Here is a 14,847-nt window from a genome sequence, read left to right as displayed (position 1 = left end):
CGCTCACTCCTTGACCAGGCCGGCGTCGTGGAGCGCACGCGCCGCGACGTCGACGATCTCGAACGGCAGCCCGGCGCGCTCGGCGATGTCGAGCAGGCTGTGCGAACCGTCGGAGAGGTTGAGCACCCACAGCATCGCCATCTGGGCCTGCTTGGCGTCGCTGCGGCCGCCGAGCGAGTCGTACAGCCCGCGCTTGCCGAGCTGCGGCTCGCCGTACGGGCTGAGGTTGACGTACCGGCGGTTGCGGTCCAGGACGCCGAAGGCATCCTTCAACGCCCCGAGGGTGTCCTCCATGGCGGCGGGGGACACGAAGCCCGGGTTGTCGGCCGAGGTGTGGTACTCCGGGTAGCCCGCGTACGGCGTGCGCGTCAGCGAGCCGACGCCCAGGTTGAAGCCCGGCGAGCAGAACTGGCGCTCGTCGTAGCCGTACGGCGAGAAGTCGACGACGCGGTGCTCGCGCGACTTCAACACGTGCTGCATGACGCGGTCGATCTCGGCGTCGTCGCGGCGGGACTTCTTGTACGTCAACGGACCCGGGTCGCCCGCACAAGCGAGCACGAGTCCATGACGAACCTTCTCGATCCGAGAGGCGTTGCGGGCCAGCCAGGTGATCGAACCGATCGTGCCCGGCATGAACAGGAACCGGTACGTGTAGTGCGGCTGGGCGAGAGCCAGCTGCTGGGCCAGCGAGATCGCCACCGCGATGCCGGCGAGGTTGTCGTTCGCCAGCGACGGGTGGCACACGTGGCAGGACACGATGACCTCGTCGGTGACGCGCCCCGGGACGACGTGCTCGGCGTAGGTCAGCGAGCCGTCGGCCAGGGTCGAGTCGATGACGACGTCGTACTCGCCGTCGGGCAGCGCGTCGAGCTTCTCCTGCGCGAGGCAGAAGCCCCAGGCCGGAGCGTAGTAGCTGGTCCGGTAGGGCACCCACGACGGCTGGTCCGGCAGCGTGTGCAGGTGCTCCCGCAGCTCGCTCAGCGGCATCCGCCGCCGCACCGGGACGCTGTACCCGACGACGTGCAGGTTCAGCTCCTGGAAGTCGATCACGCGTTCCCCGGAAGGAGAAGCGACGTAGGCGTCCCGGATGTTCCACTCCTGCGGGATCGTCCAGTCCAGCACCGCGGTGCCGGTCGGGACCTCGTGCCGCTCCAGGGCGATGTGCTCGCCGATGATGTCCAGGGTCTGCCGCACACCGTCGCCGGTGATGCTGCGGCAGATCGGGTACAGCCGCTCGACCAGGGCGTGCAGTTCCGCCCCGGTCCGCAGCTGCGGGGCCGCCACTACTTCCGCCGCAGGGTGGTGTCGACGTGGCCGGCTTCGCCCTCGCTCTTCAGCCAGGCCAGCCGGGTGAACAGCTGCTCGAACGACTCCCGGGTGAGGCCGAACTTGCGGTAGGCCTCGATGAGCTCGACGGCGCCGTCCTTGACCGACCAGTCGCAGGCGAAGCCGGGGATCGCCGCGCGGAAGCGCGAGAAGTCGACCCGGTACGAGCGCGGGTCGGAGCCTGCCTCGCCGGTGATGTTCAGCGTCGAGCCCGGCACGGCCTCGACGACCTCCTGGGCGATCTCGGCGACCGTGACGTTGTTCTCCTCGGTGCCGATGTTGAACGCCTTGTTGTGCACGGCCTCCTTGGGCGCGGTCAGGGCCGCGGTGAACGCGCGCGCGATGTCCTGGGCGTGCACCAGCGGCCGCCACGGCGTGCCGTCCGACAGCACCAGCACCTCGCCGGACAGGTGGGCGTGCGCGGTCAGGTTGTTCAGCACGATGTCGCCACGCAGGCGCGGCGAGTAGCCGAACGCCGTCGCGTTGCGCATGTACACCGGCGTGAAGTCGTCGTCGGCGAGCTCGTGGACGTCGGCCTCGACACGCACCTTCGACTCCGCGTACGGCGTCACCGGCCGCAGCGGCGCGTCCTCGTCGACCAGGTTGTCGCCGCCCGCGCCGTACACCGAGCACGTCGACGCGTAGAGGTACCGCTGGACGCCGGCTTCCTTCGCCAGCTTCGCGAGCTTCACCGACGCGTGGTGGTTGATGTCGTAGGTCAGCTCCGGGGCGAGCGAGCCCAGCGGGTCGTTCGACAGCGCGGCCAGGTGGATCACCGCGTCGAACCCGGTGACGTGCTCGAGCGTGACGTCCCGCAGGTCGACGACGTGCCCGGCCGGGTCGGCGGGGGCGGGCCCGAGCAGGCAGTCCTCGAACAGCCCGGAGTCCAGGCCGGTGACTTCGTGGCCGGCGGCGGCGAGCACCGGGGCCATCACCGTCCCCAGGTAGCCCTTGTGCCCCGTCAGCAACACCCGCATCGGATTCAGCCCTTCAGATCGAGAGTGAGTTTCTTGACGAAAAACGCTTCGGCGTACTTCGCGGCGGCTTCGATCCCGCGGATGCGGGCCAGCCCGAGGAAGGCTTCACGGTCGTACCAGGGCCGGTGCCGCTGCGACGCGTAGTGCTCCTGCAGCAGCCGGACCTTCTCCTCCGCGAGCTCGTCGGAGAGCGGCTGGTACACCGACGGGCTGCCGAGGTCGCCGTCCCACTTGACGATCTCGTAGCCGAGCGCCAGGTGGTCGCGGAACGTCGTGGGCACCAGCTTGGCCAGCCCGCGGTGGTCCTGGTGCGCGTCGTCGGTGCGCGGGGCCAGCACGACGTCCGGGTCGGTCCGCCGCCGCAGCTCTTCCAGGGCGTTCTTGGCCTCTTCCCAGTGGGCCGGGAAGCGCCCGTCCGGCAGCTTGAGCACCGTGACGTCGACGTCCGCGCCCGGGCAGAACGCCGCCAGGGCCGCCCGCTCCTCGTCCTCGCGGGGCGTGCCGCCGCCGGAGAGGACGAGGGCGTCGACCCGCAGGCCCGGCCGGGACGCGCACATCGTCAGCAGCGTGCCGCCGGCGCCGATCGCGATGTCGTCGCAGTGGGCGCCGAGGGCGACGACCCGGCCGAGCCGTTCCGGTCGGAGCCCGATCACGCGGTGCTCACGGCCGCGCGCTCCCACAGCGCCCAGGGGCGGTCGCCGTGGCTGTAGGCGTAGTCCAGCGCCGCCCGCTCCTTGACCGTGTCGGTCGGCTTCCAGAAGCCGCGGTACGGGTAGGCGAGCAGGCGGCCCTGCTTGGCCAGCTCGGCGCAGCCGTCGGCGACCAGGTCGCCGTTCTCCGGGATGTGGTCGAACACGTCCTGGCGCAGCACGAAGTAGCCGCCGTTCTCCCACAGCGGCATTTCGCTCACCGCGGTGATCGAGCCGACCATGCCGCCTTCGTCCATTTCGACGCAGTGGAACGACGACTGCGGCGGCACGACCATCATCGACGCGCCCGCGTCCGACTTCTCGAACCGCTCGATCATTTCGGGCAGCGGGACGTCGGACAGGACGTCGGCGTAGTTCGCGAGGAACATCTCGTCGCCGTCGAGGTGCTCGCGGACGCGGCGGAGGCGCTCGCCGATCGGCGACTCGATCCCGGTCTGCACGAACGTGATCGTCCAGTCCGCGATGTCGGTCGAGAGCAGCTCGGCCTTGCCGCCCCGGAGGACGAAGTCGTTCGAAATGGTTTCTTCGTACGACAGGAAGAAGTTCTTGATGTGCGCCGCGCCGTAGCCGAGGCACAGGATGAATTCGGTGTGGCCGAAATGCGCGTAGTAGCGCATCACGTGCCAGATGAGCGGTCTCGGACCGACCATCGCCATCGGCTTGGGGACGTCGTCGGCCGCGCCGTTGCGCATCCGCATCCCGTAGCCACCGCAGAAGAGGACGACCTTCACTTCACTGCACCTCGACGATTTCCAGGTGGGGGATCGGGAACACGAGCTTTCCGCCCCAGTTCCCGATGTGGGAGAGCTGTTCGGTGAGTTCCTCCCGGAGGTTCCACGGGAGGACGAGCACGTAGTCGGGCCGGTCCGCGTCGATCCGCTCCGGGGGCAGCACCGGGATGCGCGTGCCCGGGGTGAACCGGCCGTGTTTGTACGGGTTGCGGTCGACCGTGTACTGCAGCAGGTCCGTCCGGATGCCGCAGTGGTTCAGCAGGGTGTTGCCCTTGCCCGGGGCGCCGTAGCCGACGACGGTCTTGCCGTCGTTGCGCGCCTCGATCAGGAACTTCAGCAGGTCCAGCCGCACGCGGGTGACACGCTCGGCGAACTCGGTGTACCCGGACAGCTCGTGCAGCCCGGCGGCCTTTTCGCGCTCCAGCACGTCGGTCATCCGCTCGCTGGGCTCGCCCGCCACCTCGGCCGGGCGCGCCCACAGCCGGATCGACCCGCCGTGCGTCGGCACCAGCTCGACGTCGACGACGGTCAGGCCGCCGGTCGCGAGGGCGCGGCGGGCGGATTCGACCGTGTAGTACTGGAAGTGCTCGTGGTAGATCGTGTCGTACTGGTTCTTTTCGATCAGCGTGAGCAGGTGCTGGACCTCGATGGAGACCCAGCCGTCGTCGGCGACCAGGGCGCGCAGGCCCTTCGTGAAGCCGAGGACGTCGGGGATGTGCGCGTAGACGTTGTTCGCGGCGACGAGGTCGGCCGGCCCGTGCTCCTCGCGCACTTTCCGGCCCGTTTCCTCGGAGAGGAAGGCCGTCAGGGTGGGCACGCCGGCGTCGCGCGCCGCCTGCCCGACGTTCACCGAAGGTTCCACACCCAGACACCGGATCCCGTGCCCGACGACGTGCTTGAGCAGGTACCCGTCGTTGCTCGCCACCTCGACGACGAACGACTTCTCGCCCAGCCCGAGCCGCTCGACCGCGCCGTCGACGAACCGCTTCGCGTGCTCGACCCACGACGTCGAGAAGGACGAAAAGTACGCGTACTCGGTGAAAGTTTCGCCGGGATCGATCAGCGGCGGGATCTGGGCGAGCCAGCAGTCGGTGCAGACCTTCAGGTGGAGCGGGAAGGTGGCTTCCGGTTCGTCGAGCTGCTCCGCCGCCAAAAATCGCTCACACGGGGGAGTCGCGCCGAGGTCGACGACACTGGCTGTGTTTGTCGAACCGCAGAGTCGACATGTGGTCATCTACCAGGCTCCTTGGCTCGCGGTCGCGATGTGCATCCAACACGTCGACCGGCGCCGGGAGGTCGTTACAGCGACGCGGGAGCCGCTGGTGGACCGATTCGGAACCGCAACCTGAATGGCCTAACTGTGGCGGGAATCACCAACGGTACTCATCCGGACCCGTAACGTCCACAGTGGACCTGCTCCTAGGCTGGCCGGATGACTTCGGAGCCGACTCCGCGCTTGAGCGGGTTCACGGGCGTGGTGCTGACGGTCCGCTTCCTCACCGAGCTGGCGCTCCTGGGCGGCCTCGCACTGGCCGGCACCCAGCTCGGCAGCGGCGTGGCACTGGCGGTCGTCGACGCGGTCCTGCTGCCGGTGGCGGCCGCCGCGCTCTGGGGCCTGTTCGTCGCGCCGCGGGCGCGCCGCCGGCTCCCGGAACCGGCTCGCTTCCTGCTGGAATTCGCCCTCTTCGCGGTCACCGGCGTGGTGCTCGCGCTGGTGGGCTGGTTGGTCGCGGGCATCGCGGTGGCCGTCGTGGGAATCGGCGTAGCGGCACTGACCCGGGTGGTGGCCAAGGACGGCTGAGTCAGAAATCGCGGACCAGGAAGACCCGCCCGTGCAGGGGGTCGGTGACCCACACCGTGCGCGTCCGCTGGTCGACGGCGACGTCGCCGGGGTTCACGCCCAGCGACAGCTCGCCGCTCAGCGTGCCCGCCGTGCCGTCGACGCGGCTGAGCCCGTTCTGCCCGCCGTTGGTGTACACCGTGTTGGTGCCCTGGTGCACGGCCAGCGCGGAGGCTTCGCTGCGCAGCAACACGGTCTTGCGCTCGGTGCGGGTCACGGCGTCCACAATGGACATGTGGTGGATGCCGGAGTTGGCGACGTAGACCGTGCCGCTCGCCTGGTGCACCGCGACGCCGGTGGGGTTGCGCCCGACCTTCACCGAGGCGACGAACTTCCCGCTGTCGATCGAGAAGACCTCGATCGAATCGGTGGCGGTGCTCGCGCAGTAGGCCAGCTTGCGGCCGGGGTCGACGCCGATCCCGGCGAGCCCCGGCTTCGGGCCCGGCACGAGCGCCGCCAGCGTGCAGCTCACGCCGTCGAGCACCGCGAGCGTCCCGGTGCTGCCGCTCACCGCGTAGACGCGGTTGGCCGCCTCGTCGACCGCCAGCGCCGAGGCCCCGGCGCCCGCGCCGACGACGCTCACCAGGTCGTGGGTGCGGCCGTCCAGCACCACCACGGTGCCCCCCGGCGGGTTCGCGACGTAGATCCGGCCGGCCTTCGGGTCGACCGCCACGTCGCCGGGCGCGCCGCCGACGTCGACCACGTCGACGACCGACGCGCCGCGCGGATCGACCGCGCAGACCGTCCCGGCCTGGGCGTCGACGACGTACCCGAGGCCGGTGACCGGGTTCACCGCGACCGCGGCCGGTGCCCCGCCGAGCTCCAGCGACCGGACGTCCTCCGCGCGCGCCGCCCCGGGCAGGACGAGGGCACCCGCACCCGCGGTGACCAGGGCGAACAGGGTCCGCCGTGGTAGCCGGCCACCGCGCATGGGCGCCTCCGCTCCTGATCATCTCGCGGTCCGAGGGTAACCCGCGCCATCTTCACGTGAAGGAACTTCGCGTCCCCCGATCGCGTTGTTTTCACTGGGTAAACCCACTCGGGACAGCGGACGGAGGCGAGCGCGCGTGCACGGGCACCAGAACGGACTCAAGACGGCATTGCTGCTCGGCCTGCTGTCGGCGATCATCGTCGCGCTCAGCGGGCTCTTCGGCCGGGGCGCACTGGTCATCGGGCTGGTCGTCGCCCTCGGGATGAACGCCTTCGCCTACTTCAGCTCCGACAAGCTGGCGCTGCGCGCGATGCGGGCGCGGCCGGTGTCGGAGGTCGAGCAGCCCGCGATGTACCGGATCGTGCGCGAGCTCGCGCAGGTCGCCCGGCAGCCGATGCCGCAGCTCTACATCAGCCCGACGGCCGCGCCGAACGCGTTCGCGACCGGCCGCAACCCGCGGCACGCGGCGGTCTGCTGCACCACCGGCATCCTCGCCCTGCTCGACGAGCGCGAGCTGCGCGCCGTGCTCGGCCACGAGCTGTCGCACGTCTACAACCGCGACATCCTGATCTCTTGCGTGGCCGGCGCGCTGGCCAGCGTGATCAGCGTGCTGGCGAACATCGCGCTGTTCTTCGGCGGCAACAACCGCGACGGCAACCCCCTGCTCAGCCTGCTGCTGATCTTCGTCGGGCCGATCGCGGCGGCCGTCATCCGGATGGCCGTGAGCCGCTCGCGGGAGTACCAGGCCGACGCGTCCGGGGCCGAGCTGACCGGCGACCCGCTGGGCCTGGCCTCCGCCCTGCGGAAGCTGGACGCCGGGACCCGGGCGAAGCCGCTGGTCGCCGAGCCGCAGCTGGTGTCGCAGTCGCACCTGATGATCGCGAACCCGTTCCGCCCCGGCGAGGGCCTGAGCAAGCTGTTCTCGACCCACCCGCCGATCTCCGACCGCATCGCCCGGCTCGAAGAGATGGCGCGCCGCCCGTTCTGATCCCAGCAGGTGGGAGCGGGAATCCCGGGCCCGCGGCCGGAGTTGCGCAGGCATGGTTTCCGCACAGCTGCACCTGGGCGTCGCCATCGACGGGGCCGGGTACCACCCGGCCGCGTGGCGGATCTCCGCGGTCGAGCCCGCCGCCCTGTTCACCGCCGGCCACTACCTGAAGTACGCGAAGCTCGCCGAGGCCGCTTCGCTCGACTTCGTCACCCTCGACGACTCGCTGGCGCTGCAGCCGGGCGGCGAAGGGGTCGTTCGCGGACGGCTCGACGCGCTGCTCACGCTGTCCGCGATCGCGCCGGTGACCAGCCGGATCGGGCTCGTCCCGACGGTCACCACCACGCACACCGAGCCGTTCCACGTCTCGACCTCGGTCGCGACGCTGGACTACGCGAGCCGGGGCCGCGCCGGCGTCCTCGCGGTACCGTCGCTGACGGCCGCCGAGGCCGCGCACTTCGGCCGCCGCCCGGCGCCTTCGCCGGAGGACGGCGACGCCGAGACGGCCGAGGTCCTCGACGTCAGCGCCCGGCTGTGGGACAGCTGGGAGGACGACGCGATCGTCCGCGACGCGGCGACCGGCCGGTTCATCGACCGCGAGAAGCTGCACTACGTCGACTTTCAAGGCCGGTTCTTCAGCGTGAAGGGCCCGTCGATCACGCCGCGGCCGCCGCAGGGCCACCCGGTGACCGCGGTCTACGGCGATTCGCCGCACGCGAGCACCGCCGACGTGGTCGTGACCAGGGCGGACCACCTCGACGCGGTGCGTGCCGCGGCTGCCCGGCAGCCGGGCGCGAAGGTGCTCGCGACGGTGTCGATCGTGCTCGCCGAGACCGAGCAGGGCGCCCGCGACCGGCAGCGCGAGCTGGACGCCCTGGTCCCGTTCGAGCCCGCGGGCCTGTCGTTCGCCGGCACCCCCGCGCAGCTGGCCGCCGAGCTGCCGCGCTGGGCGGCCGAGACCGGGGTCGCCGGGTTCCACCTGCGGCCCGCCGTCCTGCCCGACGACCTCGACCTGCTCGCCGGCGAGGTGGTGCCCGCCCTGCGCGCCGCGGGCGCGTTCCGGAGCGGGTACACCGGGACCACCCTGCGTGCGCACCTCGGCCTCGGTGTCGCCGTCAACCAATATCAGGGGGCCTGAGATGACCAAGCAGATCAAGCTGGCCGCGCACTTCCCCGGCGTCAACAACACCACGGTGTGGAGCGACCCGGCGTCGGGCAGCCAGATCGACTTCGCCTCGTTCGAGCACCTGGCCCGCACGGCCGAGCGCGGCAAGTTCGACTTCCTCTTCCTCGCCGAAGGCCTGCGGCTGCGCGAGCACGCGGGCAAGATCCTCGACTCCGACGTCGTCGGACGGCCCAACACGACCACCGTGCTGGCCGCGCTGTCCGCCGTCACGACCCACCTCGGCCTGGCCGGGACGCTGTCGTCGACGTTCAACGAGCCCTACGAGGTGGCCCGGCAAGTCGCGACCATCGACCACCTGTCCGGCGGGCGCGCGGCGTGGAACGTCGTGACGTCGCCGGACGCCTTCACCGGGCAGAACTTCCGGCGCGGCGGCTTCCTCAAGCGGGAGGACCGGTACGCGCGCGCCGAAGAGTTCCTGGCCACCGTGCGCGAGCTGTGGGACAGCTGGCAGCCCGGAACCCTGTTGGGGGACAAGGAGAACGGCGTCTTCGCGCGCGACCCCGGCAAGTTCGTCCACAATGGACCGCAGTTCGACATCGCCGGCGAGTTCACCCTGCCGCGGACGCCGCAGGGCCGTCCGATCGTCATCCAGGCCGGCGACTCCGACGAGGGCCGCGAGTTCGCCGCGAAGGCCGCGGACGTCATCTTCAGCAGGCACGGCACGCTCGAGGACGGCCAGGCGTTCTACCACGACGTCAAGCGCCGGCTGGCCGCGTACGGCCGCGAGCGCGGCGAGCTGCTGATCATGCCGGCCGCGACGTTCGTCCTCGGCGACACCGACGCCGAAGCCGAGGAGAACGCCCGCGAAATCCGGCTCCAGCAGGTGCGCCCGGCCACCGCGATCCAGTTCCTGGAGCAGGTGTGGAGCCGCGACCTGTCGGCCTACGACGTCGACGGGCCGCTGCCGGAGGTCGACCCCGACCCGGACGCCGAGCCGCTCACCTGGGGCCGCGTCCGCCACGAGAAGGACCTGCTCGAGACGGCCCGCCGGTGGCGGGCGATCGCGGAGGAGAAGAAGCTCTCGATCCGCGAGCTGGTGATCGAGGTCACCGCGCGCCAGCAGTTCGTCGGCACGCCCTCGACCGTGGCCGCGACGATCGACGACTACGTCCAGTCGGACGCGGCCGACGGGTTCGTGCTCGTGCCGCACCTGACCCCGGGCGGGCTCGACGAGTTCGTCGACAAAGTCGTCCCCCACCTGCAGGAACGCGGGGTGTTCCGTACCGAGTACGCCGGTCCGACGCTGCGCGAGCAGCTCTTCTAGGTCGACGCTCCCGCCGCTACGGCGACTGCCTTCACGTAGTCGCCGTAGCCCGACTTCGCCAGCTTCTCGCCCAGCGCGTAGCACTCGTAGGCGGTGATGAACCCCATGCGCAGCGCGATCTCCTCGAGGCAGGCGATGCGCACGCCGGTGCGGTGCTCCAGCACCTGGACGAACTGGCCGGCTTCGAGCAGCGAGTCGTGCGTGCCGGTGTCGAGCCAGGCGAACCCGCGGCTGAGCTCGACCAGCGTGGCGCGGTCCTGGCGCAGGTAGGTCAGGTTGACGTCGGTGATCTCGAGCTCGCCGCGCGCCGACGGCTTCAGCGCGCGGGCGATGTCGACGACCTCGTTGTCGTAGAAGTACAGGCCGGTGATCGCCTTGTTCGAGCGCGGCTTCAGCGGCTTCTCTTCGATGGTGAGCAGCTTGCCCGCTTCGTCCACCTCGCCGACGCCGTAGCGCTCGGGGTCCTTGACCGGGTAGCCGAACAGGACGCAGCCGTCGAGCTCGCGCACGGCCTGCTGCAGGCGGCTGGAGAAGCCCTGGCCGTAGAAGATGTTGTCGCCGAGCACCAGCGCCACGTCGTCGTCGCCGATGAAGTCCGCGCCGATCACGAAGGCTTCGGCCAGCCCGTTCGGGCTCGCCTGCTCGGCGTAGGAGAACGCCAGGCCGAACTGGTCGCCGTTGCCCAGCAGCCTGCGGAACATCGGCAGGTCGGTGGGGGTGGAGATGACGAGGATCTCGCGGATCCCGGCCAGCATCAGCACCGAGATCGGGTAGTAGACCATCGGCTTGTCGTAGACCGGCAGCAGCTGCTTGGACACCGCCTGGGTGATCGGGTGCAGACGGGTCCCGCTGCCTCCGGCCAGCACGATGCCCTTCATGGACGGCCTCCCTTTCGGCGTGGCTGAGACCTCCTCACCCTACGGGCCGCTCCTCGAGGACGGATCCCTTACCGAAGTAGGCCTTGCAGCCGCCGTTGTCCTCGGTGGCGATCTCGAGCACGTTCCGGCCGTCGTCGACCGGCAGCAGCGTCGAGGAGTAGTTGGGGCAGAAGTTGTTCCGGATGCCGGTGATGTGCACGGGGGCGGGCAGCTCGTACCAGTGGCCGCTGCCGAAGTCGTCGTTCGCGAGCAGGACCTGGCCGTTCCCCGGCTGCGGGACGCCCTTCGCGTCGGTGTAGATCTGCCCGACCATGACGATCCGCACCCCGTTCGGGCCGCCGGGGAACAGCGTGATCGTCTGCGCGTGCTGGAAGTAGTTGCCGGTGGCGGTGTCGACGCGGGTGCCCGGGTCGGCGGGGTCGCCCCAGTTGGCGCCGTCGGCGGAGATCTTGAAGTACGGGTCGCAGTAGCGGTCGCCGAAGTTGCAGATCTCGTAGGCGAAGTAGTACCGGCCGTCGGGCAGCCGCCGGATGATCGGCATGCCGGGCCGGACGCGGTCCGGCGGGATCGCCATGGTCAGCTGCTTGGTGCCCCAGTTCACCCCGTCGGTCGAGGCGACCCGGTTGAGCACCTGCGCGTACTTCGGCGCCTGCGTCTCGTCGGCGAAGTGCAGCCAGAGCGTGCCGCCGGCGTCGACGGTGAACTCGGGCTCCCAGAGGCCGTCGATGTTGTGCGACCGCGCGGCCTCGGACAGGAAGCTCCACGAGCGGCCGCCGTCCTTGCTGGCCCAGACGCGGATCCCGATGCGGCGCTGCGGCCCGGCGTCCTGCCGGTAGGACGCGGCCCACAGCAGCGTGCCGGCCCGGAGCTTGCCGACCCGCTCCGGCAGCTCGTAGACGGTGCCGCAGCACATGCCGGACCGGCCGTCGGGGTCGCGGATCGCGCCGATCTCGTGGAACGACTCGCCCTCGTCGGTGCTCTCCAGCACGGGCGTGAACTTGCCCTCGGCGTCTTGGCTGGTCAGGGTGGCGATGATGGACCCGCGGCCGACGGTGGAGTGCTCGAGGCGGATCAGGCGCGCGTAGGCGCCGAAGCCGGGGACGAGCTGCTTGCGCTCGGCCGCGCCGGCCGGCGTCAGCAGCGAGGCGACGGCCGCGAGCGTCAGCAGGAAGACCAGCGAACGGCGCACTCGACCCCCTTCACGCGGTGACCGCGCGATTACAGCACGGGTGAGCGGCGGCCACGGGGCGCATTCACGCGTTCGGGTAACGCTCCCGCTCCCAGGGCCGAAAGATCACGGGAGGGGTCGCGGTGACCCCGAGGGGGAATGATGAAGATCCGGCCGGCCGGAGCGCTGTTGGTCGTGGTCCTGGCGTCGGCGTGCGCGCCGTCGACCGGCTACGGCGAGATCGTCGCGGACCCGGCGTATCCGACCGCCGTGCCGACGCCCACGTCGACCGCGCCGCCGGCGCCACGCGACGTGCCGACCGAGACCCACACGGGCACGCAAAGCGGCGAGTTCCAGACGACGTGGCCTGCCGACCAGGTGGGCTTCTTCACGTTCGAGTGCCCGAAGTGCACGTCGAACGTGATCATCGACACCGACGGCGGCGAGCACGGCCTGGTCAACGCGATCGGCGCGTACCAGGGCACGAAGTGGACGAACACGGAACCGGACCACCCGGTCAAGCGGGTGACGGTCCACGCGAACGCTCCCTGGACGGCGACGATCGCGGACTACCGGAGCGTGGCGACGGCGGAGAGCGGCAAGGAGACGTCCGGCAAGGGCGAGGCGGTGCTGAAGCTGCCGGCGGGGGTGACCCGCATCCGCTTCACGGCCAAGACGCGCGGGCACGTCGCGTTGTGGGTGATGACCCTCTCCGCGGAGGACCAGGACCTGATCCTCAACCAGATCGGCGACCTGCAGGTGGAGCGGGACGTGCGGGGGCCGGGGTACCTGCAGGTGGAGGGGTACGACGCGAGCTGGACGGTGACGCCGTCCTGAGCGGGCACCCGGCGGCCGGGTGCCCGCGGCGGCGTCACCGGTAGTTGGTGAACTGCAGCGCGATCTCGAAGTCCTTGCCCTTGAGCAAGGCGATCACGTCCTGCAGCTGGTCCTTCTTCTTGCCCGACACCCGCAGCTGGTCGCCCTGGATCTGGGCCTGGACGCCCTTGGGGCCTTCGTCGCGGATGAACTTGGCGATCTGCTTCGCCTTGTCGGAGGCGATGCCCTGCAGGATCTTGCCGGAGATCTTGTAGATCTTGCCCGACAGCGCCGGCTCGCCCGCCTCGAAGGCCTTCAGGGAGATGTTGCGCTTGATCAGCTTCTCCTTGAACACCTCGACCGCGGCCAGCGCGCGCTCCTCGGTCTCGGACTCGATCGTGAGCGCCTCCTCGCCGGCCCAGTTGATCGTCGTGCCGGTGCCGCGGAAGTCGAACCGGGTGCCCAGCTCCTTGCTCGCCTGGTTGAGCGCGTTGTCCACCTCCTGGCGGTCGACCTTGCTCACGACGTCGAAAGAGGGATCCGCCACGTGTCCTCACACCTCGTACTCGCTTGTCAGGGGCCACCCAGCCTAGCCCCTGTCACCCGACGGGTATCCCGGTTGACCCCTGCTCGAGGGCGTTGGGTAAGCTTCTCCCCGGCCGGTGCGACCGGCCTGGGCGGGTTACCCGAGTGGCCAAAGGGGACTGGCTGTAAACCAGTTGGCATTGCCTACGGGGGTTCGAATCCCTCACCCGCCACCCCAGAGCGAACAGCCCCATGGCGAAAGTCATGGGGCTGTTTTGCGTAGATCGGTACCGCGCGGACGGGCTAAACCCTTCCCCGATTCGGTGTGGGCAATTCCGAAATCGGTAGCGCTGGGTATTTCTGGCGCCGGAAAATTACCTGACCAGCGGTGAGTGTCGAAATCCGACCTGCTGGTCGGCTATGTGTCGGATGGGCGAAATCGGCGTGTTATCCCGGCAAATCCGCACGTCGGGGGACTTGGCTCGCCGATTCGGGGGAATCGGGACTGCTTCCTTCGTCCGGTTTCTCGAAATACCGGTAACGCATTTCTTGAGCGACTCGACGCCAGCCTGGGGCACAGGGGCTGCCGGGGTTCCACCGAGTCGTTGGAGGAGCACATGGCCATTTCCGCAACGTTGCGACCCGTCCGTGAGGAGCTGGTCCGGGTGCAGTACGCCGAACCCGCGCTCGTGGCCGGCTACGCGAACGACCACGCCGGATGGGGACCCACCGCTCGGTACCACCATTCGCGGCGCTACGCCATCGACCAGGTCCTGGCCGGCTGCTCCGGCGGCGACCTGCTCGACGTCGGCTGCGGGCCGGGGATGATGGTGCGGCACCTGCTCGACACGCGGTCCGGTGACTTCCGGATCACCGCCTGCGACCAGTCGCCCGCGATGGTCGATGCCGTTGCGGCGCGGGCCGAGGGCAAAGTGCGGCTGGCCGTCGGGGACATCCAGGAGATGCCGTTCGCCGACCGTGAGTTCGACGTCGTCCTCGCGATGGGTGTCCTCGAATACACCGACGCGGCGCCGGCCCTGCACGAAGTCGCCCGGGTCACCCGGCCCGGCGGGCTCGTCGTGACGACCATGCTGAACCCGCGGAGCCCGTACCGGCTCTTCGAATGGGGCGTCTTCTGGCCCGCCCGCCGCACGCTCGGCGCGCTGGAACGCGTCGTCGGCGTCCCGCCGTCGAGACGGCACGGTGCCCGCCGCACCGGGATCGTCGCGCTGACCCCGCGGCGCCTGCGGGAGCTGCTGTGGCGGGCCGGCCTGCAGCCGGGCGAGAGCATCGCCTACGACGTGACCGCGTCGGTCCCGCCGATCGACCGGCTGGTGCGCCGCCGGGACCGCTCGTGGCGGGAGCGGCCGGAAACGACCATCGCACGCGGGGCGAAGCGCTGGCTGGGCACCGGCTACCTCGTCGCCGCCCGGAAGCTCGCGGCGTAGGAGAACGGCCGGTTTCCCTTGGGGGAGAGGGAAACCGGCCGTCCGGGTGGCGGCGCTCG

The 14,847-nt window shown here is 70.4% G+C and carries 15 protein-coding genes and 1 tRNA gene; 7 read left to right on the top strand and 9 right to left on the bottom strand.

The window, feature by feature from the left end; genetic code table 11:
* Positions 1–3 precede the first annotated feature (3 nt).
* Genes ACWEGE_RS03400 through ACWEGE_RS03380 form a run of 5 tightly spaced genes read right to left on the bottom strand, consistent with a single transcriptional unit; the run spans position 4 to position 4,978 of the window.
* Positions 4–1,284, bottom strand: coding sequence for a DUF4910 domain-containing protein (locus tag ACWEGE_RS03400; RefSeq protein ID WP_449658821.1), 1,281 nt, complete (start codon positions 1,282–1,284; stop codon positions 4–6).
* Positions 1,284–2,303: an NAD-dependent epimerase/dehydratase family protein gene (locus ACWEGE_RS03395; RefSeq protein WP_449658820.1), complete on the bottom strand. Its 1,020-nt coding sequence runs from the start codon at positions 2,301–2,303 to the stop codon at positions 1,284–1,286. The genes ACWEGE_RS03400 and ACWEGE_RS03395 overlap by 1 nt, the downstream gene beginning before the upstream one ends.
* A gap of 5 nt (positions 2,304–2,308) precedes the next feature.
* Complete coding sequence (locus ACWEGE_RS03390; protein WP_449658819.1) at positions 2,309–2,956, bottom strand: PIG-L deacetylase family protein; 648 nt, start codon at positions 2,954–2,956, stop codon at positions 2,309–2,311.
* A complete protein-coding gene (locus ACWEGE_RS03385; RefSeq protein WP_449658818.1) occupies positions 2,953–3,744 on the bottom strand; it encodes a glucose-1-phosphate cytidylyltransferase in 792 nt (263 codons plus the stop codon). The genes ACWEGE_RS03390 and ACWEGE_RS03385 overlap by 4 nt, the downstream gene beginning before the upstream one ends.
* A 1-nt stretch (position 3,745) precedes the next feature.
* Positions 3,746–4,978, bottom strand: coding sequence for a class I SAM-dependent methyltransferase (locus tag ACWEGE_RS03380; RefSeq protein WP_449658817.1), 1,233 nt, complete (start codon positions 4,976–4,978; stop codon positions 3,746–3,748).
* Between the two features lie 198 nt (positions 4,979–5,176).
* Here ACWEGE_RS03380 and ACWEGE_RS03375 point away from each other — a divergent pair, with 198 nt between their 5' ends.
* Complete coding sequence (locus ACWEGE_RS03375) at positions 5,177–5,545, top strand: YrdB family protein (RefSeq protein WP_449658816.1); 369 nt, start codon at positions 5,177–5,179, stop codon at positions 5,543–5,545.
* 1 nt (position 5,546) lies between these two features.
* On the opposite strand, the gene ACWEGE_RS03370 is transcribed toward ACWEGE_RS03375, so the two are convergent.
* Positions 5,547–6,515, bottom strand: a complete 969-nt coding sequence (locus ACWEGE_RS03370) for a YncE family protein (RefSeq protein WP_449658815.1) — start codon at positions 6,513–6,515, stop codon at positions 5,547–5,549.
* A 136-nt stretch (positions 6,516–6,651) separates the two neighbouring features.
* Between ACWEGE_RS03370 and htpX the strand changes: the two genes are divergently transcribed.
* Genes htpX through ACWEGE_RS03355 form a run of 3 tightly spaced genes read left to right on the top strand, consistent with a single transcriptional unit; the run spans position 6,652 to position 9,953 of the window.
* The gene (gene htpX, locus ACWEGE_RS03365) at positions 6,652–7,503 is read left to right on the top strand and encodes a zinc metalloprotease HtpX (protein ID WP_449658814.1); all 852 of its coding nucleotides are present in this window, start codon (positions 6,652–6,654) and stop codon (positions 7,501–7,503) included.
* 52 nt (positions 7,504–7,555) lie between these two features.
* Complete coding sequence (locus tag ACWEGE_RS03360) at positions 7,556–8,641, top strand: LLM class flavin-dependent oxidoreductase (protein WP_449658813.1); 1,086 nt, start codon at positions 7,556–7,558, stop codon at positions 8,639–8,641.
* 1 nt (position 8,642) lies between these two features.
* A complete protein-coding gene (locus tag ACWEGE_RS03355) occupies positions 8,643–9,953 on the top strand; it encodes an NtaA/DmoA family FMN-dependent monooxygenase (protein ID WP_449658812.1) in 1,311 nt (436 codons plus the stop codon).
* Here ACWEGE_RS03355 and rfbA read toward each other — a convergent pair.
* Positions 9,950–10,831, bottom strand: coding sequence for a glucose-1-phosphate thymidylyltransferase RfbA (gene rfbA, locus ACWEGE_RS03350; RefSeq protein WP_449658811.1), 882 nt, complete (start codon positions 10,829–10,831; stop codon positions 9,950–9,952). The two genes, ACWEGE_RS03355 and rfbA, sit on opposite strands and share 4 nt — an antisense overlap.
* A gap of 34 nt (positions 10,832–10,865) precedes the next feature.
* Positions 10,866–12,020, bottom strand: coding sequence for a sialidase family protein (locus ACWEGE_RS03345; RefSeq protein WP_449658810.1), 1,155 nt, complete (start codon positions 12,018–12,020; stop codon positions 10,866–10,868).
* A 141-nt stretch (positions 12,021–12,161) separates the two neighbouring features.
* Here ACWEGE_RS03345 and ACWEGE_RS03340 point away from each other — a divergent pair, with 141 nt between their 5' ends.
* Positions 12,162–12,836, top strand: a complete 675-nt coding sequence (locus ACWEGE_RS03340; protein ID WP_449658809.1) for a hypothetical protein — start codon at positions 12,162–12,164, stop codon at positions 12,834–12,836.
* Positions 12,837–12,870: 34 nt separating this feature from the next.
* Here the strand turns inward: ACWEGE_RS03340 and ACWEGE_RS03335 are convergent, their stop codons facing one another.
* Positions 12,871–13,362 (bottom strand): YajQ family cyclic di-GMP-binding protein, encoded by a 492-nt coding sequence (locus ACWEGE_RS03335; RefSeq protein WP_043783765.1) that lies wholly within the window; start codon positions 13,360–13,362, stop codon positions 12,871–12,873.
* Between the two features lie 129 nt (positions 13,363–13,491).
* On the opposite strand from ACWEGE_RS03335, the gene ACWEGE_RS03330 reads away from it, so the two are divergent.
* Both ACWEGE_RS03330 and ACWEGE_RS03325 read left to right on the top strand, forming a co-directional pair.
* A tRNA-Tyr gene (locus ACWEGE_RS03330) sits at positions 13,492–13,573 on the top strand.
* A 384-nt stretch (positions 13,574–13,957) separates the two neighbouring features.
* A complete protein-coding gene (locus ACWEGE_RS03325; RefSeq protein ID WP_449658808.1) occupies positions 13,958–14,788 on the top strand; it encodes a class I SAM-dependent methyltransferase in 831 nt (276 codons plus the stop codon).
* The last annotated feature ends 59 nt before the right edge of the window (positions 14,789–14,847 follow it).

It is taken from the genome of Amycolatopsis sp. NPDC004747, assembly GCF_053601335.1.
This window is presented reverse-complemented; position numbering and strand designations above follow the sequence as displayed.

Coding starts and splice junctions, on each gene's coding strand:
- ACWEGE_RS03375 (WP_449658816.1), top strand. CDS start 5,177: ATGACTTCGGAGCCGACTCCGCGCTTGAGCGGGTTCACGGGCGTGGTG.
- ACWEGE_RS03355 (WP_449658812.1), top strand. CDS start 8,643: ATGACCAAGCAGATCAAGCTGGCCGCGCACTTCCCCGGCGTCAACAAC.
- ACWEGE_RS03360 (WP_449658813.1), top strand. CDS start 7,556: ATGGTTTCCGCACAGCTGCACCTGGGCGTCGCCATCGACGGGGCCGGG.
- ACWEGE_RS03325 (WP_449658808.1), top strand. CDS start 13,958: ATGGCCATTTCCGCAACGTTGCGACCCGTCCGTGAGGAGCTGGTCCGG.
- rfbA (WP_449658811.1), bottom strand. CDS start 10,831: ATGAAGGGCATCGTGCTGGCCGGAGGCAGCGGGACCCGTCTGCACCCG.
- ACWEGE_RS03395 (WP_449658820.1), bottom strand. CDS start 2,303: ATGCGGGTGTTGCTGACGGGGCACAAGGGCTACCTGGGGACGGTGATG.
- ACWEGE_RS03340 (WP_449658809.1), top strand. CDS start 12,162: ATGAAGATCCGGCCGGCCGGAGCGCTGTTGGTCGTGGTCCTGGCGTCG.
- ACWEGE_RS03370 (WP_449658815.1), bottom strand. CDS start 6,515: ATGCGCGGTGGCCGGCTACCACGGCGGACCCTGTTCGCCCTGGTCACC.
- ACWEGE_RS03380 (WP_449658817.1), bottom strand. CDS start 4,978: ATGACCACATGTCGACTCTGCGGTTCGACAAACACAGCCAGTGTCGTC.